This window comes from Dactylosporangium sp. CS-047395, from assembly GCF_050942185.1.
Lineage (GTDB): Bacteria > Actinomycetota > Actinomycetes > Mycobacteriales > Micromonosporaceae > Dactylosporangium.
Genome location: NZ_CP192015.1, coordinates 4,618,915 through 4,641,552, shown reverse-complemented (window position 1 = coordinate 4,641,552; position 22,638 = coordinate 4,618,915). Strand labels below are relative to the sequence as shown.

The 22,638-nt window shown below is 72.0% G+C and carries 22 protein-coding genes and 4 pseudogenes; 14 read left to right on the top strand and 12 right to left on the bottom strand.

The genetic code is table 11. From position 1 onward, the window contains the following. Positions 1 to 138: 138 nt before the first annotated feature. Genes ACQP00_RS21830 through ACQP00_RS21820 form a run of 3 tightly spaced genes read right to left on the bottom strand, consistent with a single transcriptional unit; the run spans position 139 to position 5,125 of the window. Positions 139 to 1,887, bottom strand: coding sequence for a hypothetical protein (locus tag ACQP00_RS21830; protein ID WP_433221842.1), 1,749 nt, complete (start codon positions 1,885 to 1,887; stop codon positions 139 to 141). Next, positions 1,884 to 4,868, bottom strand: coding sequence for a BTAD domain-containing putative transcriptional regulator (locus tag ACQP00_RS21825; protein WP_433221840.1), 2,985 nt, complete (start codon positions 4,866 to 4,868; stop codon positions 1,884 to 1,886). The genes ACQP00_RS21830 and ACQP00_RS21825 overlap by 4 nt, the downstream gene beginning before the upstream one ends. Continuing rightward, on the bottom strand, positions 4,850 to 5,125 hold the full coding sequence (locus ACQP00_RS21820) for a hypothetical protein (RefSeq protein WP_433221838.1): 276 nt from the start codon (positions 5,123 to 5,125) through the stop codon (positions 4,850 to 4,852). Before ACQP00_RS21820 ends, ACQP00_RS21825 begins: the two co-directional genes overlap by 19 nt. A 301-nt stretch (positions 5,126 to 5,426) precedes the next feature. On the opposite strand from ACQP00_RS21820, the gene ACQP00_RS21815 reads away from it, so the two are divergent. From ACQP00_RS21815 to ACQP00_RS21795, 5 genes and pseudogenes are all read left to right on the top strand, one after another. Beyond that, on the top strand, positions 5,427 to 6,047 hold the full coding sequence (locus ACQP00_RS21815) for a transposase family protein (protein WP_433221836.1): 621 nt from the start codon (positions 5,427 to 5,429) through the stop codon (positions 6,045 to 6,047). Between the two features lie 779 nt (positions 6,048 to 6,826). After that, positions 6,827 to 6,967 (top strand): annotated as a pseudogene (locus ACQP00_RS21810) (IS481 family transposase); the annotation flags it as partial. A gap of 612 nt (positions 6,968 to 7,579) precedes the next feature. Further along, a complete protein-coding gene (locus tag ACQP00_RS21805; RefSeq protein WP_433221835.1) occupies positions 7,580 to 8,461 on the top strand; it encodes a glycosyltransferase family 2 protein in 882 nt (293 codons plus the stop codon). A gap of 469 nt (positions 8,462 to 8,930) precedes the next feature. Beyond that, a complete protein-coding gene (locus ACQP00_RS21800) occupies positions 8,931 to 9,212 on the top strand; it encodes a transposase (protein WP_433221833.1) in 282 nt (93 codons plus the stop codon). Then, positions 9,094 to 9,708, top strand: coding sequence for an IS30 family transposase (locus ACQP00_RS21795; protein WP_433221831.1), 615 nt, complete (start codon positions 9,094 to 9,096; stop codon positions 9,706 to 9,708). Before ACQP00_RS21800 ends, ACQP00_RS21795 begins: the two co-directional genes overlap by 119 nt. On the opposite strand, the gene ACQP00_RS21790 is transcribed toward ACQP00_RS21795, so the two are convergent. The 6 genes and pseudogenes from ACQP00_RS21790 to ACQP00_RS21765 all read right to left on the bottom strand — a co-directional run bounded on the left by ACQP00_RS21790 (position 9,662) and on the right by ACQP00_RS21765 (position 13,399). Continuing rightward, entirely contained in the window at positions 9,662 to 10,090 is a 429-nt protein-coding gene (locus tag ACQP00_RS21790; RefSeq protein ID WP_433221829.1) for a hypothetical protein, read from the bottom strand. The two genes, ACQP00_RS21795 and ACQP00_RS21790, sit on opposite strands and share 47 nt — an antisense overlap. Positions 10,091 to 10,216: 126 nt before the next feature. Beyond that, complete coding sequence (locus ACQP00_RS21785; RefSeq protein WP_433221827.1) at positions 10,217 to 10,417, bottom strand: hypothetical protein; 201 nt, start codon at positions 10,415 to 10,417, stop codon at positions 10,217 to 10,219. 309 nt (positions 10,418 to 10,726) lie between these two features. Continuing rightward, a complete protein-coding gene (locus ACQP00_RS21780; RefSeq protein ID WP_433221825.1) occupies positions 10,727 to 10,963 on the bottom strand; it encodes a hypothetical protein in 237 nt (78 codons plus the stop codon). A 64-nt stretch (positions 10,964 to 11,027) separates the two neighbouring features. Continuing rightward, a pseudogene (locus ACQP00_RS21775) lies at positions 11,028 to 11,405 on the bottom strand (ArnT family glycosyltransferase); the annotation flags it as partial. 234 nt (positions 11,406 to 11,639) lie between these two features. Next, positions 11,640 to 12,461, bottom strand: a complete 822-nt coding sequence (locus ACQP00_RS21770) for an ABC transporter permease subunit (protein ID WP_433221823.1) — start codon at positions 12,459 to 12,461, stop codon at positions 11,640 to 11,642. After that, a complete protein-coding gene (locus ACQP00_RS21765; protein ID WP_433221821.1) occupies positions 12,458 to 13,399 on the bottom strand; it encodes an ATP-binding cassette domain-containing protein in 942 nt (313 codons plus the stop codon). Before ACQP00_RS21765 ends, ACQP00_RS21770 begins: the two co-directional genes overlap by 4 nt. A gap of 151 nt (positions 13,400 to 13,550) precedes the next feature. On the opposite strand from ACQP00_RS21765, the gene ACQP00_RS21760 reads away from it, so the two are divergent. Together ACQP00_RS21760 and ACQP00_RS21755 are read left to right on the top strand one after the other, a co-directional pair. Continuing rightward, positions 13,551 to 14,282 carry a response regulator transcription factor gene (locus tag ACQP00_RS21760; protein ID WP_433221819.1) on the top strand — a complete coding sequence of 244 codons (732 nt, stop codon included), beginning with the start codon at positions 13,551 to 13,553 and terminating at the stop codon, positions 14,280 to 14,282. Further along, the gene (locus ACQP00_RS21755; RefSeq protein WP_433221817.1) at positions 14,279 to 15,736 is read left to right on the top strand and encodes a HAMP domain-containing sensor histidine kinase; all 1,458 of its coding nucleotides are present in this window, start codon (positions 14,279 to 14,281) and stop codon (positions 15,734 to 15,736) included. The genes ACQP00_RS21760 and ACQP00_RS21755 overlap by 4 nt, the downstream gene beginning before the upstream one ends. 60 nt (positions 15,737 to 15,796) lie before the next feature. Here ACQP00_RS21755 and ACQP00_RS21750 read toward each other — a convergent pair whose 3' ends face one another. Further along, a complete protein-coding gene (locus tag ACQP00_RS21750) occupies positions 15,797 to 16,069 on the bottom strand; it encodes a hypothetical protein (RefSeq protein WP_433221815.1) in 273 nt (90 codons plus the stop codon). A 50-nt stretch (positions 16,070 to 16,119) separates the two neighbouring features. Here ACQP00_RS21750 and ACQP00_RS21745 point away from each other — a divergent pair, with 50 nt between their 5' ends. From ACQP00_RS21745 to ACQP00_RS21735, 3 genes are all read left to right on the top strand, one after another. Further along, the gene (locus ACQP00_RS21745) at positions 16,120 to 16,446 is read left to right on the top strand and encodes a hypothetical protein (RefSeq protein ID WP_433221813.1); all 327 of its coding nucleotides are present in this window, start codon (positions 16,120 to 16,122) and stop codon (positions 16,444 to 16,446) included. Between the two features lie 186 nt (positions 16,447 to 16,632). After that, complete coding sequence (locus tag ACQP00_RS21740; protein WP_433221811.1) at positions 16,633 to 17,028, top strand: PAS domain-containing protein; 396 nt, start codon at positions 16,633 to 16,635, stop codon at positions 17,026 to 17,028. Positions 17,029 to 17,126: 98 nt separating this feature from the next. Further along, positions 17,127 to 17,963, top strand: a complete 837-nt coding sequence (locus ACQP00_RS21735; RefSeq protein WP_433221809.1) for a hypothetical protein — start codon at positions 17,127 to 17,129, stop codon at positions 17,961 to 17,963. A 105-nt stretch (positions 17,964 to 18,068) separates the two neighbouring features. Here ACQP00_RS21735 and ACQP00_RS21730 read toward each other — a convergent pair whose 3' ends face one another. Next, positions 18,069 to 19,154 (bottom strand): carboxylate-amine ligase, encoded by a 1,086-nt coding sequence (locus tag ACQP00_RS21730; protein WP_433223946.1) that lies wholly within the window; start codon positions 19,152 to 19,154, stop codon positions 18,069 to 18,071. A 267-nt stretch (positions 19,155 to 19,421) separates the two neighbouring features. Further along, positions 19,422 to 19,907, bottom strand: a pseudogene (locus ACQP00_RS21725) (methyltransferase); the annotation flags it as partial. A 335-nt stretch (positions 19,908 to 20,242) separates the two neighbouring features. Between ACQP00_RS21725 and ACQP00_RS21720 the strand changes: the two are divergent. The 4 genes and pseudogenes from ACQP00_RS21720 to ACQP00_RS21705 form a co-directional block, all read left to right on the top strand. Next, positions 20,243 to 20,806: pseudogene (locus ACQP00_RS21720) on the top strand (iron-containing redox enzyme family protein); the annotation flags it as partial. 106 nt (positions 20,807 to 20,912) lie between these two features. Beyond that, positions 20,913 to 21,089, top strand: coding sequence for an iron-containing redox enzyme family protein (locus ACQP00_RS21715; RefSeq protein ID WP_433221807.1), 177 nt, complete (start codon positions 20,913 to 20,915; stop codon positions 21,087 to 21,089). 114 nt (positions 21,090 to 21,203) lie between these two features. Then, positions 21,204 to 22,097, top strand: a complete 894-nt coding sequence (locus ACQP00_RS21710; protein WP_433221805.1) for an IS5 family transposase — start codon at positions 21,204 to 21,206, stop codon at positions 22,095 to 22,097. Further along, positions 22,088 to 22,294, top strand: a complete 207-nt coding sequence (locus ACQP00_RS21705) for a hypothetical protein (protein ID WP_433221803.1) — start codon at positions 22,088 to 22,090, stop codon at positions 22,292 to 22,294. Before ACQP00_RS21710 ends, ACQP00_RS21705 begins: the two co-directional genes overlap by 10 nt. The last annotated feature ends 344 nt before the right edge of the window (positions 22,295 to 22,638 follow it).

Below are 22,638 nucleotides of genomic sequence, written 5' to 3'. Positions count from 1 at the left end.
AGTGACGCTGCGGTGTCACGAGCACCGGCTCGTCTTCCGTGCCCTCATGTCGGCGTGCCGGCTTCGGGCACAGTGGAGTTCTCGACGGCCGTGCCGGCGTCCCCAGACGTTCGGCGCGGCGCGGGATTCGGGTGTTCATCAGCGTCCGGCGTGCTCGAGGGTCGTCTCGTCGGGCCGGTTGGACGCCGGAACCGGCTGGTTCGCCGATGCTGGTGGCTCGTCGCTGCCTGGCTCACGGTGAAGCCATCGATAGTCGTATCCGTCGGCGATGCGGGAACGTGTCGTGCTGACGGGTTCGGGACCAGGGCTCGACGTATGGGTTGCCATGTCGTCGAGCAGTTGCCACCAGTCGACGGTGACGACAACGGGATTGAGGTGATAGCGGCCGCCTGTGTTGACGATCGGCTCGATCCAGATCGTGCGCATCGGGTATCGGTCGCCGATAGTCGCGTCCGCGTCGAGCACGCTGCGGATGACGCCGCGCAGGTTACTCAGGCAGGTCGACAGCCGCTGTCCGGCTTTGTGTGGCTCGACCTCGGGCCAGATCGCGGTCAGGATGTCCGTCAGTGCCGCACCGTCGCGCTGGACGGCGAGGTATACGAGGAGTTCCAGACTTTTGGCGCGAAGTCCGCGAACCGGGTTGCCGGTGCTATCACGGATCATCGGCTCGCCAATGATGTGCACGTCGACCGGGCCCGTCGCCGCCAGCGCGTTCGGATCCTGCGTCCACCAACCGGCGGCGTCTGGCAGTCGTTCCGTGCTGCCGTTGCCGCTCTCGCCGATGGCGGTCGCGGGTCCTGCGGGATCTGGTGGCTGCAGGACCCACGGGACAGGACTGGCTGGCGGCGGATACGCCGGTGCTGGTGCGGCCCAGCCGATTGCCCTTGGGCTCTCACCTGCCGCCGGCTGCTCGACGGGGCGCCCCGTTGACTGGCGGTTGTCGGCGGCCGATTCGTTGCCCGGCACCGCCGTGAAACCGGTATGCCGTCCGGCCGGCACGGCTGCGGTGCTGTCCGGTCCGGGTTGCCCGGTCGCGGCCTGCGTGGCGGATGGATGCCCGTGGCGGCCGTGCAGCATACGGTCGATGGTCAGTTCGCTGGCCAGGACGGCCGTCAGGCCGTCGTAGTCGGCGGTGGCGCGAAGTCGGTGCGCGACTTCGCCGAGGTCGTAGGTGAGCACGGCGATGTCGGCCATCGTCCGGCCGGCTGCGGCACGGATGCGGGTGCGCAGGGCGTCGGTGAGGGCGGCGTCGCGGCGTTCGCCGCGCCGCACGAGCAGCGCCGCTTCGAGCGAGCCGCTGAGGCCGAGCTGCGGATAGGTCCGGGCGAGGCGGCGGGCGAGGCTGGTGGTGACCGGGTGGCGGATCCAGTGGCCCCACAGGTCGTATCGCGGGGTCGGCGGCGGCAGCATGCCGCGGGCGCGGAGCCGGTCGCGGCGCTTGTTTTCGACGTCGAGCCACCAGCTGGCGAAGCCGAGGATACTCATCAGCGCGTAGAACCCGCCGAGCAATTGGCTGCCGTGGGTCGTCAGGTTGAAGGTGGCTGCGGCGACGGCGATCGCGGCGCCGAGCAGCCGTGAGGCGGTGGCGTGCTCGCCGACGCGGCGGCGGACGTCGGCGTTGGACAGGAAGGTCACGCTGCCGAGTTCGAGGGCGATGACGCCGCCGATGGCGGTCCACCATGGCAGGTCGAAGGTGACGGCGACACCGGTGGCGGTGCCGTACAGCGCGACGACGAGGACGGCTAAGTAGAAGATCCGGCGCGTCCAGGCGGTGGTGCGTACGGCCCGGGCGAGGTCGTCGTCGAGCTGCTCGGCTTCCGCGGCGGCGTGCGGATCGCCTGGCCGGGTGAGGCGCCGCACGAGCGCCGGGTCCAGGGTCGCGATCACCTGTCTGCTCCTGTCCTCGAGGTCCGGCTGGGTGCCGCGCGATGCTGGTTGCTGCTGGGCTGGCGGATGCCGGTGGTTCGGCGGAGCTCGGCAACGAGCGTGAGCGTCTCCGCACCCGGTTGTTCGCCGATGGTGGCGAGTGCGGCACGCAGCCGCTCGAGGCGGTTGGCGATCGCGGTAATGTCACCGATCGCGGCGAGGCCCCGCAGCGCCCGGCGAGCAAGTTCTTCGTGGAGTGGGTCGAGGTCGGCGGCAGCTTGCAGCAGTTCCGCCGCAGCGGGCGGGTCGGCCTCGCCGAGGAGCGCTGCGAGTCGGACGCGGCCACGGATGTGCTGCCGGCGGGCATGTTCGCGGTGCAGGTCGATCCAGTCGTAGGGCCGGTCGGCGGCAAGGGGTTCTGGTGGGATGCCGACGGCGGCACGCAGGTGCCGGAGCCGCTCGGCCGGGTCGGTGGCTGCGGCGGCGGCGCCCAGGGCGTCGTCGAGGCGCCACAGGTCGACGTCGACGACGTCAGGGTTCAGGTGGTACCGGCTGCCCATGTTGACGACGGGTTCGATCGTGGGTTTGCCGGCGGTCGGGCCGTGGCCGGGGCTGCGGCGGAGCTGGCCGGCTGCCTCGCGGATGCGCCGCCGAAGGTCGGCGGTGTCGGTGGACAGGCGTTGCCCGGCGCGGCTGAGGGTCGCGGCCGGCCACAGGATCTCCATGATGTCGGTGAGCGCCGCACCGTCGCGGTGGACGGCGAGATAGACCATGAGCTCCCGGGCGTGCTGGCGCATGCCCGCGACCGGATGCCCGCCGGCGTCGAGGACCACCGGTTCGCCGAGGACCCGGACCTGGACCGGGAGCACCAGCGCCGGCCCGCTCAGGTCCACGGCCGCGGCCGTGGCCGGGCGGGTCGTGCCAGCGCCGTTCATGCTCGGCTGGGCCGCCTCGGATCGCATCCGGACGTCAGGCGGTTCCGGGGCGGCCGCGTCCTCGGCGACCCGGGCGGCCGGCGGGTCGGGCGTGAGGCCGGGTCCGCCTGATGTCGCCGGTGGCTGCGGCGCCGGCGCGGCGGGTGCCGCGACGACATCCTCGGCCGGACCGCCGTCTGCCGTGCCGAGCGGCGACGAGCCGGTGAGCAGCCGCAGGGGGGATGCTTGGTCGATCATGACCGGGTGCCTGCCGGGACGGCTGGAGCGGCCGTCGCCGTGCGCGTCCCACGGTGTGGCGCCGGACCAGGGTCCAAGGACGGCGGCTGTGATGCGCAGCGGAGCTCCGAGTCCGAGGACCGCCCGCATCCGCGGGTCGGCGCTCGCCTGTGGCGGATGGGTGAGCAGCAGCGCCCGGGGATGGTGTGGGCCGGAGGCTGGAGTGTCGGGTTCGTCGGGCTGGGCCGGTTCGCATTCCTGCTCGCGCCGGCGCCGCCGCAGCAACAGCGTCTCGAGGACGGTGAGGGCTTCCGGCAGTGACGCGGTAACGTGCAGCCGCGGCAGGGTGGCGGCGCGGTCGGTGTGGCCGGGAAACAGCGCGGCGAGGGTCTCCGCGGGCACGATGACCTGGTCGTAGTCGCCGGCGTCGGGCGCCGGTTGGGTTGCGGTGAGCGTCGCGACGAGCATGCCGCGGGCCGCATCGTGCGCGCCAGGTCCGGTCAGTGCGCAGGTGTCCCCCGGCGGCCAGGACGTGGCGTGGACAGCATCGCTGTCTGGGTTGCCGCTGGCCTCCTGCTCGTCCTCGGTCGGATGCATGGCCTGATCCCTTTCACTGCGACCGTCGCCGGCCAACCCCGTCGGGCGAGGTTCCGGCCTCATGTCGTGTCGACGTTCGGAACCTGCCGACTCGTCCAGATCGGCTGCGCCGCTGGCCGGGTGCTGCCGGCGCAGCCACAGCAGCCCCGCGACGACGACGGCGACGATCGGCACGCCGATCCAGCCCTTCGACGACAAGATGCCGATCTGTCGTTGCTGCGTTACTGGCGTCGGCGCTGCGGGACTGGCTGGCGTCGCGGCCGGATCGGACGCGATGCCGGTCGGGCTGCTGCTGGTCCCGGTCGGCTGGATCTCGGCGGCTGGCGAGGGCGGGCTCGCGCCCGGTGCGGGATCGGCTGGTTCGTCGCCGTCTACCGAATCGGCCGTGTCGCCGTCGTTCGTGATGTCGCCGTCAACATTGATGCTGGCGCCGGTTGCGTGCCGTTCCGGCCCGCGGTCCTGCGCGTCGGCGGGCAGGACCAGCCGCCACCCGGCCTCGATGTGGTTCGGGCCGTGCCGGCCGGACCCGTCGCGAATCAGTTCCGGGTTGAGCCGCTGCACTTCCGGGTACCGGTCGAAGTCGCCGAGAAACCGGTTGCTGATCGACCCGAGCCAGTCGCCGCGGCGAACCTCGTAGATGACCGCTGGGCTGCGCACCGTCTGACCGGACGTCAACGTCGCTGCGCTCGCCGGTTCAGCCGTCACGGCGGTCATCGCTGTCGGCTCGGCGGGGAACGGCGACACTCCGATGGACGGATCGGGACCTGCGACCACCGACGGCATCGCGGGCGGGGTGCCCGCAGCCGCACTCGTGGGCTGGCCGAGCACCGCGATCATGCCTGCAACGCCACCGGCAAGACCAGACAGTGACGCCGGCAGGCGGCGGCGCAGCGGCTGACGGCGCAGCATCGCTGCGACATCGTGCGCCGTGCCGATGACCAGCCACAACCAGATTCCCCAGCCGCCGCTCACGACCGCGAACAGCACTGTGATGAGCGACATCGGCTCGGCGAGGACAGCCCGCCAGTCAGTGGCCGCCCATAGCACCGACTGCAGCCACCACAGGATGACCGGCAGGACACCCAAGCCAGCCACCGAACAGATCAGCGCCGTGCATGTCCGCAGCGCAGCCGCGACACGGTCAAGCAGCAGCAGGCGGTGCCACCGGGTTCGGCCGCTGCGCCACGGCTCGACGCGCCGGGTTCGGCGGTCTCCGCCGACGACACGGTTGGCCTTCACCACGTCACCGACCACGCTGCGTCGTTGTGCCCTTCGCGATCGCGCACCAGTCGGTCGTGCGCGTTGAGCGCCTGGCGCACGACTCGACACGCTGCGACGCCCGTCAAATGACGCCCTGCTTCCGACTGCCATGGCGTCTGCACCACGTCGCCGCGCGAGTTCGATGCGGCGGGCACGTGCTGGAGGCCGTTCACGGGCGCCGCGTCGCACGACACGATTCGCCCGCCTGCGACGACATACGGGACTTGGATGTGGGTCTCGAGTGTGGTCACGGCCATCAAACCCTCCGTCGACGGGGTAGCGGATCGTTCCGACGGTAGGAGCACATCCACGCGGGTGACGGTCCGATTCGCGGTCACGCCGATCACAGCAATCACAGCGGTAACACCGCTGCTCACGGGCCCGACAGCGACGAGACTCCCGATGCACGTGCGCGTGGGCGCGGGCCAACGATCAGCGGAAAGCGTCCGCCGCGAACCGCAGCGCACGCCATGACCGCGTGTCAACGGCCAGTTGGGCTTGGCTCTGGCACAAGTTTGCTGATCGAGCGTTGCTGATTGATGATCGTGGGCCGTGTCAGCTCTTGATCTCGTCCACGTCGTGTTCCCGCACCTTGCTGCTCTGAGAGTGTTAAACGCGCGGCCGAACGGCTCATCGGTGCGGGTGCATGCTGAGGTAGCGGCCAAGGCGGCGCGCTGTTCGTTCTGCGGAGTCGCGTTGCGACGGGTCCACAGCCGTTATGAACGTCGGCTGCTTGATGCGGCGGTCGGTGGCCGGGAGGTGGCACTGCACCTCAAGATGCGACGGTTCTTCTGCGACACCCCGACCTGCGCACGAAGGATCTTCTCGGAGCAGGTTGACGGCGTGACGATCCGCCACGGCCGCTACAGCACGCTGGTGCGGCAGCTGATGCAGGCCCTTGCCATGGCGTTCGCCGGGCGTGCCGGGCAGCGTCTCGGTGAGCACCTGGTGGTTCGGGCCGGCCGGATGACGCTGATTCGACTGATCCGCAGCGCGCCCGAGGCGACCCCGGTGACTCCGGTCGTGCTGGGCGTCGACGATTTCGCGCTGCGCCGCGGGCACCGCTACGGCACCGTACTTGTCGACATGGCCACCCGCCGGCCGATCGACGTGCTGCCCGACCGCACCGCTGAGTCGTTCGCCGCCTGGCAGCAGCAGCACCCCGACGTGTAGATCATCTGCCGTGAGCGTGGCTGCGCCTACGCCGAGACCGCAGCCCGTGCCGCGCCGCAAGCTCAGCAGGTCGCTGATCGCTGGCATCTGTTGAAGAACCTCTCCGACGCAGTCGAGCGCGCCACGGCCAGCCACCGCGGCTGCCTACGACCCGCTTCACCGCCCGAACCGCAACGGCCGGTCATCAGCGACGCGCGTCCGGCCGAGGGCAAGCTCGCCGAGCGCATCCGGGCCCGGCACGCTGAGGTGCAGCACCTGCGAGCAGCCGGTCTGGGGACCTACGCGATCAGCCGCCGATTGGGCATCGACACCAAACCGTCGACCCATACGCCACCACATCCGTCGAGCCATTGCTCCGCAACAGCGGCACCACACAGGAATCGGTGAACGGTCAGTCGAGCACAACGGGCCAGGTCGGCCAAGCGTCAAACGTACCTGCCGTGGGGACGATGCGAGGTAACACCGCAGCTCGGGCAGATCGCACTGGTGGTTGCCGTGGCCGCCCGCAAGACAGCGCTTTGTCCCAACGTATCAAGGCTCTCGATACCCGACCGAACCGAGATGAGACAACACTGTCCTGAGTGGATCTACGCGCACGGATGGTCATGATGGCGGACAGCCAATCACAGCAAGCAATCAATCCACACCAAGTGGATCAGGGCCAGTCCAATTGGCCGTTGACAGACGGAGCCCACGGCTTGTGGGTCTTGACGTAGGTGAGGCCTTCTGGCTCGGTGTGTAGCAACCAAACTCGCACCCCGAGCACCAAGAAGGCCCTCATACCACACGCTAACGTACCCCTGACCGAGACCGGCCGGCTCCGCCTGGCGCGCTGCGTTGTCGAGGACGGCTGGCCGCTGCGCCGCGCCGCGGAACGGTTCCAGGTGTCACCGACCACCGCGGAACGCTGGCCCGGCCGACCGCTACCGCGAACACGGCGAGGCCGGGATCCGCTCCTGGCGGCGGCCGCGGATCGGCTGAACGGCACCGACCTGCGCTGGACCTATCGCGAGGGACCGCCGATGCCGCTCGCCGCCCTGAGTCCGGTCGAGGTGGCCCAGACGCTCGCCCGGCAGGCCCTCACCCGTCGGCGTCGAGCAGCAGACCGCGCTCGCCCGCGCGATCGGGCCGTCTGAGCCAGATCGTGCGGTGTCCACCGATGCTGCTATCGAGGCGGGGCGGCCCCACCGGTAGCGAGCGCCGCTACAACACCGGGGAGGTTCTCGGTCCCGGCCTCGACGCTCGCCGCGGCGGCGCGCGATGTCGGCCCGGGACGCGGGCGCGGTGGCGGCCAGCCCGGCCGGGCCGCGCGGGCGACGTCCACCGCCGCCGCCACTTTCGCCAGCCCAGCGGCTGGCACCGTGGCGCCGTCGTGCGGTCGACTACCACGAACCGGTCCTGACCGGCCGTCCAACGACCGGCCGCAAGATGCTCGACGACATGCATGCTCTGCGTCTTCCCGAGCGCTGCCGGGCAAAGCGGTGCGGCCGGCGCAACGGTTTGATAATCACCAACTTGGACATCGTGCAGACATGTCAGACGTGACCGTGGTGATCGCCACGCGTAACCGCAAGGACCCGCTGTCCCGCACCCTGGCCCGGCTCGACGCACTCGCGGACCGGCCGGCCGGCATCGTGGTCGTCGACAACGCCTCGGAGGACGGTACCGCCGCAGTCGTGGCGGAGCGCTTCCCCGGCGTGCGGCTGCTCTCACTCGCCCGCAACGAGGGAGCGGTCGCGCGCAACCTCGGCGTGGCGGCCGCCGCGACGCCGTACGTCGCGTTCGCCGACGACGACTCGTGGTGGGCCGACGGCGCCCTGGACCGGGCCGCCGCCCTGTTCGATGCCCACCCGCGGCTGGCGCTGGTCGCCGCGCGGACACTGGTCGGCCCGCAAGGGCGCCCGGACCCGCTGGCCGGCGTCCTCGCCGCGGCGCCGCTGGGTGTCCCCGACGACCTGCCCGGCCCCGCAGTGCTGGGCTTCATGGCCTGCTCGGCGGCGGTCCGCCGCGACGCCTTCTTGGCCTGCGGCGGCTTCGACCCGGTGGTGTTCTTTATGGGCGAAGAGCAGCGCCTCGCCTGGGACCTGTTCAGCGCAGGCTGGGGCCTAGCCTACTGCGACGACGTCGTCGCGCACCACCATCCGGCCCCGGCTACGGGCGCCGACCGGGGCCGCAAGGAAACCCTCCGCGCGCGGAACCATGCACTCACCGCCTGGATGCGTCGGCCCTACCGGGTTGCGCTCGGCCACACGGGCCAACTGCTCCGCGCCGCCGTGACCGACCCGACTGCCCGCCGCGCGGTGGTACAGCTGCTCGCCCGACTGCCGGCCGCCCTCGCCCAGCGGCGGCCACCCGAGCCGGCCTTGGAGGTCGCGCTGGGCCAGCTGGAACAGGCGCCCCTCCCGCCCGCGTGATTCGCTCTTCCACACCGGGGTAGGAAGGGCGATGGAGGAGGTGTCGGATGACCGTCGCACCCGCGGTCGAGCTGTGCCCGCCGCTGCCGCAGCAACTGCAGGTCGAGGTCACCTCCGCCTGAACCTGCGCTGCGCCCGCCAGATCCAGTTCCGCAACGCCTCGTGATGCACGCCGAGCTGCGCGACCAGCCGCCGGATCACCGGCTTCGGGTCCGACTGTCGCCGGTCCCGGAAGACTGACCCCCGGGCGATCGGTGGGTTTTAGTAGTTGTCGCAACACTTTCTTGATCGTTTAAGGGATGTGTTGATGGCGAGGCGCGGGCGGAAGCGGCAACTGGACGCCGAGACTCTATACTGGCAGTTGATCCTCTCCGGGGCGGGAACGGTCGAGGCGTGCCAGATCGTGGGGATCGGCCGGAAGACGGGCTATCGATAGCGGGCCGAGCATGGAGGTGTCCCGCCAACGCGTGTGGCTGAGGACGCCCGGTCGAACCGGTACCTGTCGTTGCTGGAGCGTCAACGTATCGCGACGCTGCGCCGTGACGGGCTCGGCGTGCGGGCGATTGCGGCGCAGCTGGGCCGGGCGCCGTCCACGATCAGCCGGGAACTGCGCCGCAACCGGCTGGCGCACGATGCTGGCTATGACGGCGACCTGGCACACAGCCGGGCCCGGGACCGAGCTCACCGGCCGCGTCGAGGCCGCCTGTTCACCGATCACGAACTGCGGGCTCTGGTCCAGGCAAAAACTTGAACTGGAGTGGAGCCCCGAACAGATCGCCACCTGGCTACGCCAGACGTTTCCTGACCAGCCTTCTAAGCATGTGTGCCACGAGACGATCTACCAAGCGTTGTACTGCGGCGGTCACGCCGGACTCCGCCGCCAACTCACCCAACAGCTACGAACCGGGCGTCCGCTCCGCAAACGCCGCCGCCGGCCGCAGGAACGTAGCCCACGGTTCATCAGCCCCGGGCAACTCATCGATCAGCGGCCGTCGATCGTCGCTGACCGGGTCCGGGTCGGTGACTGGGAAGGGGATCTGATCGTCGGCCGGCACAGCCGCTCCGCGATCGGCACACTCGTCGACCGTGCCAGCCGCTACGTCACGCTCGTGCACCTGCCCGGTAACCACCGCCGAAACCGTACGCGACGCACTCATGTCCACATTGGACAGTCTCCCGGCCCCGAAGTTCGGCGCACCCTCACCTGGGACCAAGGATCCAAGATGGCCTTCTGCCGGTGCGGATGAGGGTGGTTAAAAGCGTCGAGGTTGGGGAGGCGGCGGTGCCGCTGAAGCCGCTCGTAAGGAGGCGCTCGCCGGCGGCGGTGATGTATGGCGCGGCGGTGTTCCAGGAGTCGGTGGCGGCGAGGTAGCGGGCGCCGCCGCGGTGCCGGCGGAGATAAGTCAGTAGGTGCTGTTGATCGGTGGTGAGCGTGGCGCTGCCCTGCGGGCCGCCGCCACCGAACGGGGCGCCGCCGGGCGGCCCGGCCATGCGGAGGGGCCCGCCGGCCGGTTCGGTGCTGGATGGTCCGGCGGCGGCGTCGAAGGCGCTGCCGCCGTAGTCGGGGTGCAGGACCGAAGCGGCCCAGGCTGTCGGTACGGCGAGCGTGGCGGCGATGGCGCCAGCCATCGCAGCGCCGATGAGGACGGGTCGCGGCCGGCGGTTGCGGCTGGCCGGTGCGGGTGCGGTCCGCCGATCGCGGAGGCCGGTGGCCGCCACGGTGACGACGGCGGCGGCACCGAGACCCGGGGCAGGCTAGACGAGCCAGGGCAGGAAGGTGGGATAGCGGACGCTGAGGTAGCCGGTCCAGGTGAGCTCGGCGGCGACCATCGTGGGCAGCAGCCAGCGGCCGGTGCGGGTCTGGTAGGCGTGCCAGGCGTGCACGATGCCGGCGGCGATGGCCGGGGCGAGGGAGGCCAGGTAAGCGGTGTGCGGCAGGGTCATGGCGGAGAACACGGCGACGAAGGTGCCCAGCCAGGTGCCCCAGAGTAGATAGCCGGCGCGGGCCGGGTCGGTCCTGGGTGCGCGGCGGGTGCTTCACAGTCCGGCGGTCAGGGCGATCCCCCGCGAGCGGGTAGAGCCAGCCGATCTGGGTGGCGTACCGGGCGTTGCCGACCTTCATCCAGCCACCGCCGTCCGGCCTGGCCCCGCCTGGCGGACCGGCGGCATCCGGGCCGCCCGGCCCACCGGGCCGGTTGGCGCCGGTGGGCTGGGTGAACCCGGCCGGCGGCTCGAACCCGCCTTCGTCGCTGGTGGCGCCGGCGGTCATGGGGTCATGGCGCCGGGCCAGTGCAGCCCGAACTGGTCGGTGCCGTTGTAGCCGAAGACCATCGCGGCGGCGCTGTTGATGGTGCTGCCGTCGACGTAGGGCCGGTCCGCGCCCGGGGTGACGGTGTAGAGCGCGATCCAGGACAGCGACACGGCGAGGGTGACCGCGCCGGCCGCGGCCAGGTGTCCGAGGCGCCGGCGGAGGGTGATCGGGGCGGCGAGCAGGTAGGCCACGGCGAAGGGCGGGCACGATCATCCAGGCTTGTAGCATTTTGGCTTGGAACCCGATTCCGACCCAGACCCCGGCGAGCAGCAGGCTGCGTAGCCGGGCGTGCCGGATTGCGTGCGCGGCGGCGTCGGCGGCCAGGACCAGGCACATGGTCAGCAGCCCGTCCTCCATCGGGTGGCCGAACATGGAGGCCACGACCGGCGTCAAGCCGAACAGGCCGACGGCGAGCAGGCCGGCGGCGGGGCCGAGCCAGCGGCGGCCGATGCGGTACAGGGCCAGGACGGCGATGACGCCTTCGATGACCTGCGGCAGGGTGAGTGCCCAGGCGTGGTAGCCGAAGATGCGCGCGAACAGGGCCTGCGGGAGGGACGATCCGGCGAATTGTCGATGGTGATGGTGGCCGGGGTCCAGGGCCCCGTACCAGAAAGCCTGCCAGCTCACCGACATGCTCTTCACTGCGATCGAGTAGTACAGGGCGTAGCCGCTGTCGCGGATTCGCCATCCGTACAGCAGTGCGGCGACGGCGGCGATGCCGAGCAGCGCGGGCCGGGCCCAGCCGGGCTGCTCCGCCGGTGAGCGCCAGAACCGCAATCGTTCCGCGGTCGGGCGGCGGACCGCGGCCTGGTCGGGGTTGGACACGGAGGCTCTCCTCCGGAGGGCGGGCGCTGGGGCCGGGACCGGTCAGGCGGTGACGTCGCGGCGGCGCAGCAGCACGGCGACGATCGCGACGACGGCGGCGGCATAGGCGGCCAGGACCGTGAGGGCGTAGCCGTAGCCAACGTCGGCGGTGCCGCCGCCCGCGACGGCGGCCAGCAATTGGCCGGGCAGGTAGCGACCGGCGTCGTCGACGGCGGCGTTGACGATGTTCTCCACCGGCAGCGCGTAGGCAACGCCGACGGCGATCGCCGCGACCGGCGTGCGCAGCGCGACGGCGAGAGCGAAGCCGATGCCGGCCCAGCCGATGGTCGACATGGAGGTGTTGGCGGCGGCTCGCAGCAGGTCCCCGGCGGCGGCACCGGTGGTCCAGGCGCTGGTGTCCATGCCCGTTAGGGTGGCGGCGACGAACGAGGCGGCGACGTTGGCGAGCGTGGCCGTCGCGACCATAAGGGTGGTGAACGCGGCACAGGCCAGGGCGATGCCGGCGAAGAGGCGGAGCCGGCGGGGCTGGCGGATGAGCAGGTTGCGGAGGGTGCCCTGGGCATACTCTCCGGCCACGGCGCCCGCGCAGAGGCACAGGGCGACGACGCCGAGCAGGGTTGCGGCCGAGGACAGCCCGTTGGACAGGCCGGACGCGGACTGCAAGGCCGCGACGGTGACGCCGATCCTCGGCCCGCCGGGGGCCTGGCGGGCGGTGCCGTCGCCGGCGGTGGCGATCCCGATGGCGGTGGCCAGGGCGGTGACGGCGACGACGGCGCCGAGGGTGCCCCAGAGCAGGCCGGGCCGGCGCAGTTTGATCCACTCGGCGCGGGCGGCGCGGATGACGTCGAGCAGCAGGGTGTTCATAGGGCCGCCTCCAGGGGCGTGGTGCGGGTGTCGCCGGTGGCGGACCCGGTCAGGGCGAAGAACGCGTCCTCGAGGTTGTTCTGTCGGGCGGCGAGTTCGATGAGGGTGATGCCGTGCTGCATCGCCTCCCGGTTGAGTTCGCCGGCGAACGTCGCCGGGGCGTCGACGAGGACGGCGCCGTCGCTGACGGTGGCCGGAAAGCCGCGGTCCGTGGCGAGGCTTCCAAGGAGGGGCAGGTCAGCCGGGTTTTCCGGGGTGGCGTGGATCCGGGGGTGCTGGCGGGCGAGGAGTTCGCTGGTCGGGCCTTGGAAGACGAGGCGGCCGGCGCGGATCATGACGAGGTGGTCGCAGACCACTTCGAGCTCGCTGAGCAGATGGGAGGAGACAAAGACGGTGATGCCGGTGTCGGCGAGGCGGCGCAGCAGCTGGCGAATCTCCACGATGCCGGCCGGGTCCAGGCCGTTGGTCGGCTCGTCCAGCAGCAGCAGTTTCGGCTGGGGCAGCAGGGCGGCGGCGATGCCGATCCGCTGTTTCATGCCCAGCGAGTAGGACTTGAACGGCTCGTCGGCGCGGTGCGCCATGCCCACCAGATGCAGGGCCTCACCGATGCGGGACCGGTCGTGCCCGCCGAGAACGGCGAGCAGGTCCAGGTTGGCCCGCCCGGACAGCGCCGGGGTCATCGCCGGGCCCTCGATCATCGCCCCGACCCGCGGCAGGAACCCCTGCGGCTTGGTGATCTCGGTGCCGAGGACCCAGGCCCGCCCTTCGGTTGGGCGGATCAGGCCGAGCAGCATCCGCAGCGTGGTGGTCTTGCCCGCCCCGTTCGGCCCGACGAACCCGGACACCACCCCGGCCGGCACAGCAAGATCCAGGCCGTCGACCCGGCGGACCCCGCCGTATGTCTTCACCAGCCCGGTGCTGGCAATTACCGCGTCCAATCGCCCACCCCTGCGACATAGGGGCCTGCCGTATGCCGGCCCTGGTGCCAACACCATCGGCGGGAACCTCCCAACGGCGCCCTAACCGGGAGTAAGAACTGAGTAAGAACGTCCCCGACAGGTCGGCGACGGCCGCCGGCGGCGCACCGGGATGCGCGATAGTTGGGGAGTGTCCCGCGGGCAGATCCTCGTCGCCGACGACGAAGCCGGGGTCCGTGACGCCTTGGACCGGGCGTTGCGGTTCGAGGGCTACGAGGTGCGGCTCTTCGCAGACGGGGCGGCGGTCCTGGCCGCGGTTGCCGAACGCGAGCCCGACGCCGCCGTGTTGGACGTGACGATGCCAGTGCTAGACGGTCTGGAAACCTGCCGGCGGCTGCGGACCGGCGGCCACCGGCTGCCGGTGCTGATGCTCACCGCCCGCGACGCCGTGGGCGACCGCGTCGCTGGCCTGGATGCGGGCGCCGACGACTACCTCGTCAAACCGTTCGCCCTGGAGGAGCTCCTCGCTCGGGTCCGGGCCTTGCTGCGCCGCAGCGATCTCACCGCCGGCGACGACCCCCCGGCCGGCGGCGATGCGGTGCTGCGCTTTGCCGACGTGGTGATGGACCGGGCCAGCCGGACGGTGACCCGGGCCGGCCGGGCGATCGAGCTGACCCGGATGGAGTACAGCCTCCTGGAGGTGTTCCTGACCCGGCCGGGCCGGGCGCTGACCCGCGGCCTGCTGTTCGAGCTTGTCTGGGGCTACAACCTCGACGGCGCGTCGAAAAGCCTCGACGTGTACATCGGCTATCTGCGCCGCAAACTCGAGGACGGTGACCGGCCCCGGCTGCTGCACACGATCCGCGGCGTCGGGTTCATCCTGCGCGACGAGGCCGGCCGATGAGCGAAGGTTCCCACGGGCCGACGCGCGGCGGTCGGCGCGGCCGGCGATGGTCGCTGCGGACCCGCCTCGCCGTCGTTGCCGGGCTTGCGCTGGCCGTCACCGCGGCCACGGTGTGCGCCGGCGCGTGGCTAGCCCTGCGTCAAAGCCTGCTCACCTCGGCCGACCGCGACCTGGACCGGGCCGTCCAGGGCCCCCTCGCGATGCTCGACGAGGACCTGCTGCGCGCCCTACCGCCCAGCTCACCACTGTCCAACACCGACCTGCGTATCCAACTGCTGTTCCCCGACGGCGCCGCGACCCGTCCGGCCGGGCAACCCGGCCTGCCGGTGACCGCCGCCGACCGCGCTGTCGCGGCCGGCCGCACCGGCAGTGCCCGGCACACCGTCAGCACCCCCAACGGCCGCTACCGGATTCTCACCCTGCGCCGCGCCGGCGGCACCACCGTGCAGCTCGGCCGGTCCCTGCAGGCCGACGACAGCACCCTGCGCCGGTTTGGGCTGCTCATGGCCGCGCTCGCCGCGTTCGTCGCGGCCGGTGCGGCCGTGGCTGGGCAACTGGTCGCCGCGGCCGGGCTGCGCCCGATTAACCGGCTCACCACAGCCGCGGTGACGGTGGCCGCCACGCAGGACCTGCAGCAGCCGATCGACACTGTCGGTGACGACGAGATCGCCCGCCTCGCCCAGGCGTTCAACACGATGCTCGCTGCCCTCGACACCGCCCGCCAAGCCCAGCAGCGCCTCGTCGAAGACGCCGCCCACGAGCTGCGCACCCCGATGACCGGCCTGCACACCAACCTCGAACTGCTGCTCAAGGCCGGCGACCGCCTCGAGCCGGACGACCGCGACAACCTGCTGCGCGACCTGCGCGCCCAAAGCCGGGAACTGGACCACCTCGTCCGCGAACTGGTCACCCTGGCCCGCGCCGACGCCGCCGAGGACCCTGCCACCGACCTCGACCTCGCCGACCTGGCCGCCGCGACGGTCGAACGGGCCCGCGCCCGGACGCCCGACGCCCGCTTCGAGCTCACCGCCACGCCGACACCGGTCCACGGCCGGCCCGCGGCACTGGAACGCATGGTGCTCAACCTGCTCGACAACGCCGTCAAGTTCGGGCCGCCCGGCGGCCCGGTCCACATCCGGGTCACCACCACCGGCGAAGCGTCCGGCCGACGCGCCGAACTCATCGTCGCCGACCACGGACCCGGCATCGACCCGGACGAACGGGGCCGGGTGTTCGACCGGTTCCACCGCGGCAGCACCGCCACCGCCACCCCCGGGTCCGGGCTCGGCCTCGCCATCGTCGCGCAGGTCGTGCACGACCACCGGGGCGGCGTCAACGCCGAGGAACGCCCCGGGGGCGGCGCCCTCTTCCGCGTGTGGCTGCCACCGACGTCCGCGCGGCCCGGGAGCGGCAGTTCATTAACGATCGTTGCAGGGCCACCCGGCAGCCCGTGACGGGCCGCTGATCGGCCCGGGTCAGGTAGTGTTGCAGCACCGGGGCGGTCGCGGCGACGATCACGTCCGCCTCGGCCGCGGCCAGGGGCTCCACGCCGACGATGTACGGGCGAATGTCAGGCCGACCACGTGCGCGCCGATCAATGTCGTCTGCAGCGGCGCATGCGGCGCGCCGATCGCCTCGGCCAAGGGCGTGAACAGCTCCCGGGTGACGAGGTCACGCACCAGGCGGGCCGCTTCGGGTCCGCTGGCCGCGGCCCGGACGAGGCCGATCATCCGCTCGCGGGCCTGATCCACGCCCATCACCTCGACCATGAATCGGGCCAGCCGCATCCCGAGCTGCTCGACGTCACCGGCCAGCAGTTGGGCAGCACCTGCGCGGGTTGGAACGGCGGCTCTACGACCTGCACGAACAGCGCCTGCTTCGACCCGAAGAAGTGCGTGATCAGACCGGGTCGACGCCGGCGGCCTGCGCGATTGCACGTACCGACGTGCGGTCGACCCCGACCTCGGCGAACTGCCGCCGCGCGGCGGCCAGGATCGCCTCATCTCCGCGGCCGCGCGATGTTGCGCGCGGCGCAGCCGTCGCCGCGACCGCGCGTGATACTCGGCTGCGCCGGCCGGTCCCGGTCGCGATCATCGGGATCACGATCGCTGCCGCGGCGACCGCGACGATCGTGATCGTCGGGTTCCGCGGACGCCACCGCTAACCCTCCATACGTCGAGCGCACCTGCCGCGCCACGCGGTGCGATGGCGCCCCGCCGGCCGTGCCGCGGCAGCGTGAGCGCGTCGGCGCCGCCGCCCGGTCGGCGGCCCGAGGTGCGCTTACGGTGTTCGGTACCCGTCCGGTGATCTTCGACGTGTCGCTGTTGCTGCTTGTATGCGGGAGCCGCCGATGAGCCAGCCTCTCATGCCGGAGCCGATCAGCTGCACCCCGGCCATGGTCGAGGCCCCGCAGGCGGTCCTCGCCGCGGCCGCCGAGGCGTGCATCGCCGCCGACACCACCGTGCGGGTGATGGAGTGGAACCCCGCTGCGACCCGCACGCTCAGGTGGACCCTGGAGCAGGCGTGCGGCTACGACATCGCCGAGCTCATTGTGCCGGCGCGGCTGCGGCCCGCGCACCGCGCCGGACTCGCCCGCCTGGCCGCCGGACGCCCCGGCCGGGTCCTCGGCGAACGGCGGCAGCTGGCTGCACTGCACCGTGATGGCCACGAGTCCCGATCGGACGGACCATCAACGTCACTCCGGTCGCGGCCGGACTCATCATCCACGCGTTCGCCCACGACGTGACGATCGCTGAACGTGCCACCCGCTACACCACGGTCGAGGCGGCCGTGTCGCGCGGGTTGGCGGAGGCGGCGGCGTGGACGGCCGCGGCGCAGCGGAGGGTGGAGGCCCTCGGGGTGCGGATGGGCTGGCCGGTCGCGGAGCTGCGGCTGGTCAAGGAGGACCGGCAGATGGTGGCCTGCACGGCCCGGTGGGTCACCATCGACGCCAGCCTGGACGGGTGCATCGGCCTGCCCGGCCGGGTCTGCCGCGACGGGCGGCCCGGCTGGATCCCCAACCTCGCCGCCGCCACCGCGTCGCTGCACAGCCGGGCCGCCGCCCGCATCGGCCTGCACGTCGCCGTCGGTGTGCCGATCGCCACCGCCGGGCGGGTGCTGGGCGCGCTGTGCGTCACGGCGACCGGATCGAAGACCCCGAGGACGCCTCATCGGGCTGCTCGGCGGCTTGGCCGCGCACGTCGGGCGGTTCCTGGAACGCCGCCGTGCCGAAGAACTCACTGTCGAACTGGCCGCACCAAAGACGAGTTCCTCGCCCTGGCCACACCCGACTTACGCAACCCACTCACCGCGCTGACCAGCACCCTGGCCCTGCTCGACGACGCCCTCGACGGCCTGAGGCGCGCTCGGTTGGCGCCCGTCCCCGCGACACGCACGGTTCGTCACCGGCACTCGCCCCCAGATGGGCTCCCCACTCGATCGGGTGACCGGCCCGAATCGTCCTCGCCGGATGCTCGTACTCATGATGCCTGCGCGGGCACAGCAGTGCTCGGCTGGCTCTCCGGCAGGTTCCGGGCGGCGTCGCCGATGAGGGTGCTGGTCGAGCCGGACACGACTCAGCCGACGTTGTCGATGACCTTCTGCACCGTATCCTTGCCGAACAGCCACGGGACGGTGACCATCACCAGCAAACCGGGGAAGATTGATAGCATGCCGTACTAGGTGAGCGTGGCCGCCCAGCCAGCCTTCTGACGCGAGCGCTGGTCCATGCATGGCCGCCCATGCCGCGCTCAACGACGCTGATCCGCGTGAACGGCTACGCCGCCGTCAGCCGGCCGTCTGGTCAGCCAGGTTGGCCAGTGCGCGGGGCAGGTCGCCGGCGCGGCGCTGACGGTCGGCACCGGTGCCCAGGGTCCGCAGCCGGTCCAGTCCCGCCGCGACGAGGGCGGCGTCGCCGTGGCGCTCCAGGGCCGGGGCGACGGTCTCGTGCAGCCGGTCGACGAGCTCCCAGGCCGGCCGGGCGCAGCGCTCCCACAGGTCGGTGAGCGTGCCGCCGAGGCCCTGGTGCGAGGCGTTCCAATGGGCCGCCCGCAGCAACTGCTCCGGCATCCGCAGGGCGGGCCGGCCAGCCGCGATGTCGCCGACCGCGGTACCGACGAGGGCCCGGACCAGACCGGCGACGAGGACGGCGTCGTCGGCGGTGGGGCTCACGTCGCCGACCCGAATCTCGACGGTCGGGTAGCGGGTCGACGGGCGGGCCCACCACAGGCCCATCGTCGCGTCTAGCATCACGCCGGTACCGACGAGCTCGTCGACGGCTTGCTCGTAGTCCTCGGGCGAGTCGAGCAGCGGCCACGGGCCCAGGTTCGGCCAGCGCTCCAGGGCGATGCCCCGCCAGCTGGCGTGGCGGCTGTCCGTGCCGGCGTACCACGGCGAGTTGACGCCCATTGCCTGGATGACCGGCAGCCACGGCCGCAGATGGTTGCAGACCTCGAGCGCCAGCTCCCGGCTCGGCACGCCGACGTGGACGTGGCAGCCGCACAGGGCCGGGTCCTGGGCGATCGGGCCGTATTGCTCGACGATGGCGTGGAACCGCGGCGTGTCCACCTCCGTCAGGTCCGGTTCGGCGACCGGGGTGGCCCCGACCGCGACCAGCCGCGCGCCGCACCGCCGGGCCGCCGCGGCCGCCGCCGTCCGGTTCTCGGCGAGCCGGTCGCTCAGCTCGGCCAGGGTCGCGCAGACCGGCGTCACCATTTCGACCTTGCTGCTGCGGAACTGCGCGTGGTCGCGCTCGCGCAGCGACTCGGGCAGCGCCACCCGCAGCTCGTCGGCGGCCGGCACGTTGCGCCAGGTCGGCGGATCGAGCAGCAGGAACTCCTCCTCGACGCCGACCGTCGGCGGGTCCGGGCGCAGCGTCCGGGCGGCGGCGGTGGCCCGGGCCGGGCGGGTCGCGGTGAGCACGACCAGCGCGATCCGCTCGGCGTGGATGTAGCACGAGTCCAGGTTCTCCGGGTACACGTCGGGGTCGATCTCGCGGTACGTCCAGGTCAGGCCGGTGCGGGCGAGGCGCTCGGTGGCCGCCTCGAGGAGCGGGTCGCGGCCGCCGACGATGCCGGTGCCGGCGAAGAGGACCAGCGATCCGCCCGGCTCGAGACGCTCCTCGGCGGCGTCGACCAGGGCGAGCGGGACGTCGTGGCCGTGCTCGCCGCCGCCGTCGCGGTACCGCCGGCCCTCCGGATCGATCATGAACGGCGGGTTCGACACGATCAGGTCGAAACCACCGCGCACGTCAGCGAGCAGGTCGCTGCGGCACACGGTGACGTTGCCGGTGCCGGCCAAGGCCGCATTGACCCGGGCCAGGCGCAGCGCGGCCGGGTTGAGGTCGACGGCGACGACCTCCGCGTCCGGCAGCCGCTTGGCCAGTGTCACCGCGATCGCGCCGCTGCCACAGCCGACGTCGACGACCCGACGCGGCGGCCTCCGCAACGTGCGCAGGTGCGCCAGGGCGGCATCGGCGGCGCGGTGCGTGTCCGGGCCGAAGAAGACCGCGTCGGGTGCGCTTGCCGGGAAGGCCGAGTGCAGGAAGAGCTCTCCGTCGTAGCTCGAGGCCCGGACCAGACTCCGCCACGTGCCGCCGTCGCGCTCCAGCACACCTGCCGCCGCCATCAGCGCCGGAAACCCGACCGGCAGGACGTCGGCGCCGAAAGGCCGGCTCCACCCGAAGACGTCGCGCAGGTCCCGGGCCCGCTCGGCGCCGGGCCGGGCGTTGACCCGGCGGTGGGTGTCCGGCGCGACGGTCGTGAACTGGTGACCGGCGTCCCGCAGCGCGGCGCCGAGCCGCAGCAGACCGGCGCCGTCGGCGAGTTCGGCGGCGGCGGGAGCGTCGGCGACTGAGGTCATGCGCGACCGTTTCCCTGAAAACTCCTGCTTAACCGGGCACTTTCGCGGGCACCAGTTGCGCCACGCACCTGCCCTCCGCCCGAGGCCCCGTCTCCGAAGCCGTGCTCGCGGCACCGTCTGGGGCGCTGCCGCGACGGCCCGCCGGCGTCGAGAGCGACCTGCCCGACCGGGGCGACCTCATCGCCGACGAGGACCTCCAGTCGACCCTGCACGTGTGCTACGAGCAGCACTACCGCGGCTTCGACGGCACCGACCCGCGCTGGGCATGGGACCCAGCACTGCTGACTCTGCGCGCGGCCGCCGAGGAGCGCATCGAGGCGGCGTTGCACGAGCTCGTACCGGCCACCGGGGATCATGTCGACGTGCCGCGTGCGCTCAAGGCCGTGGTCGAGCCCGGCGACGGCCGTTCCCTGTCGCGGTACCTGACCCGCCGCGCCACGTTTCCCCAGTTCCGCGAGTTCGTGGTCCAACGCTCGATCTACCACCTGCGCGAGGCCGACCCGCACACGTGGGCCATCCCGCGCCTGGACGGCCCGGCCAAGGCGGCGCTGGTGGAGATCCAGGCCGACGACTACGGCGGCGGCCGAGCCCCGCGCATGCACGCCGAGCTCTCCCGTGTCACCATGCGCGAACTGGGCCTCGACACCCGCCACGGCGCCTACCTGGAGGCCGTACCGGCGGTGACGCTGGCGACGAACAACCTCATGTCGCTGTTCGGGGCTGCACCGGCGGCTGCGCGGTGCGATCCTGGGCCACCTCGCCGCCTTCGAGATGACCTCCTCGCTGCCGAATCGCCGCTACGGCAACGGCCTGCGCCGGCTGGGCGGCAACGCCGACGCGACCCGTTTCTACGACCAGCACGTGGCAGCAGACGCCGTCCACGAGCAGATCGCCGCCCACGACCTGTGCGGCTCGTTCGCCGCCGACCACCCTGACGAGGCGCGCTAGGGCGCGTTTCAGAAGTGGGGCTGGGGCCAGGTTCCGGCGTGGCGGTGATCGATAACTGAAGAGGTCTCCGGTAGAGGGTTCAGCGACCAAGCAGAACTTCATACCGGAGACCTCGTGGCCACCTTAGCGGTGACGAGGCGGCACGACCTGACCGACGCGCAGTGGGCGGCGCTGGCGCCGCTGCTGCCTGCACAGCCGTCGATGGGTCGTCCGCCGAAGTGGGACAGACGGCAGCTCATCGACGGGATCCGCTGGCGGATCCGGGTCGGTTCGCCGTGGCGGGACGTCCCGGCCGAGTACGGGCCCTGGCAGACCATCTACGGGCTGTTCCGCCGCTGGCAACGTGACGGCACCTGGGACGTCGTCCTCGCCGCGGTGCAGGCGCGCGCGGACGCCGCGGGCCGGATCGGCTGGGACGTCAGCGTCGACTCCACGACCAGCCGTGCGCACCAGCACGCCGCCGGCGCCCGCCGTGACGGCCACCTGCAGCAGGAACCACCCGGCGGCGTCCACGACGAGCCCGCCGACCACGCACTCGGCCGATCGCGTGGCGGGCTGACCACCAAGACACACCTGGCCTGCGAGCAGGGCCAGAAGGTCCTCGCGATGATCGTCACCGCCGGGCAGCGCGGTGACAGCCCCCAATTCATCCCGGTCCTGCGCAAGATCCGCGTCGCCCGTGTCGGTGGCGGACATCCGCGCACCCGCCCGGACCTGGTCCTGGCCGACAAGGCCTACACCTCGAAAGCCAACCGCAGCCATCTACGCTCCCGCGGCATCACCGCGTGCATCCCCAGCAAGGCCGACCAGGACGCCCACCGCAAAGCCAAAGGCTCCAACGGCGGACGCCCACCCGCATTCGACCCGATCCGCTACCGGCAACGCCACGCCGTCGAGTGCGGCATCAACCGCCTCAAACGCCACCGCGGCGTCGCCACCCGCTACGACCAACTCGCCGTGCTCTACCAAGCCGTCCTGACCATCGCCATCATCAGCGAATGGCTCTGACGAGCCTTACGAAACGCGCCCTAGTGCTCTTCGGCGCCGCCTGCGGGCTCGCCCTGGACGCCCGCTTCGCCAGCCACGTGCTGGGCCGCCGGCAGGCCGGGCAGAGCTCGCTGTGGAATCAGCGCGCGGCGCCAGCTGGTCGGCGGCGTGAAGCCGACAACCTCACGGGTGCCGTCGCAGATGGGCTTGATGACTGATCGGCCGCACCGGCACAGCGGCACCGTCCGCCGGCCCGGGTCGACCGGGCTCGCCGTCCTGAGTGAGCAGCTCGAAGCAGCCGCGAACGAGCAGCGGACCGTCGTGGTCCCTGCGGCCATAGGCGTCAGCCCTGAGGCGATGGCGGACGACATTTTCATGCATTGGGTCGGCGGGGTGGCTGCCGTGCTGCGATTGGCGGTGCCCTCGGTGAGGCGCATACGCTACCGCGCCGACCACCCATACCTATCGAACGGGAACGCTCACAAGCACGGCGAAATACCTGATCTTCGCATAGCGCATGCAACGAAACTCGGTGCATCAGGGCATATGAACGCTGTCTGGG

What these genes read in the sequence shown, in the direction of transcription:
- ACQP00_RS21805 (WP_433221835.1), top strand. Translation starts at nt 7,580, where the DNA reads ATGTCAGACGTGACCGTGGTGATCGCCACGCGTAACCGCAAGGACCCG.
- ACQP00_RS21790 (WP_433221829.1), bottom strand. Translation starts at nt 10,090, where the DNA reads ATGGCTGGCGCCATCGCCGCCACGCTCGCCGTACCGACAGCCTGGGCC.
- ACQP00_RS21715 (WP_433221807.1), top strand. Translation starts at nt 20,913, where the DNA reads ATGACCTCCTCGCTGCCGAATCGCCGCTACGGCAACGGCCTGCGCCGG.
- ACQP00_RS21770 (WP_433221823.1), bottom strand. Translation starts at nt 12,461, where the DNA reads ATGAACACCCTGCTGCTCGACGTCATCCGCGCCGCCCGCGCCGAGTGG.
- ACQP00_RS21755 (WP_433221817.1), top strand. Translation starts at nt 14,279, where the DNA reads ATGAGCGAAGGTTCCCACGGGCCGACGCGCGGCGGTCGGCGCGGCCGG.
- ACQP00_RS21760 (WP_433221819.1), top strand. Translation starts at nt 13,551, where the DNA reads ATGCGCGATAGTTGGGGAGTGTCCCGCGGGCAGATCCTCGTCGCCGAC.
- ACQP00_RS21750 (WP_433221815.1), bottom strand. Translation starts at nt 16,069, where the DNA reads ATGCGGCTGGCCCGATTCATGGTCGAGGTGATGGGCGTGGATCAGGCC.
- ACQP00_RS21795 (WP_433221831.1), top strand. Translation starts at nt 9,094, where the DNA reads ATGCTGGCTATGACGGCGACCTGGCACACAGCCGGGCCCGGGACCGAG.
- ACQP00_RS21740 (WP_433221811.1), top strand. Translation starts at nt 16,633, where the DNA reads ATGAGCCAGCCTCTCATGCCGGAGCCGATCAGCTGCACCCCGGCCATG.
- ACQP00_RS21705 (WP_433221803.1), top strand. Translation starts at nt 22,088, where the DNA reads ATGGCTCTGACGAGCCTTACGAAACGCGCCCTAGTGCTCTTCGGCGCC.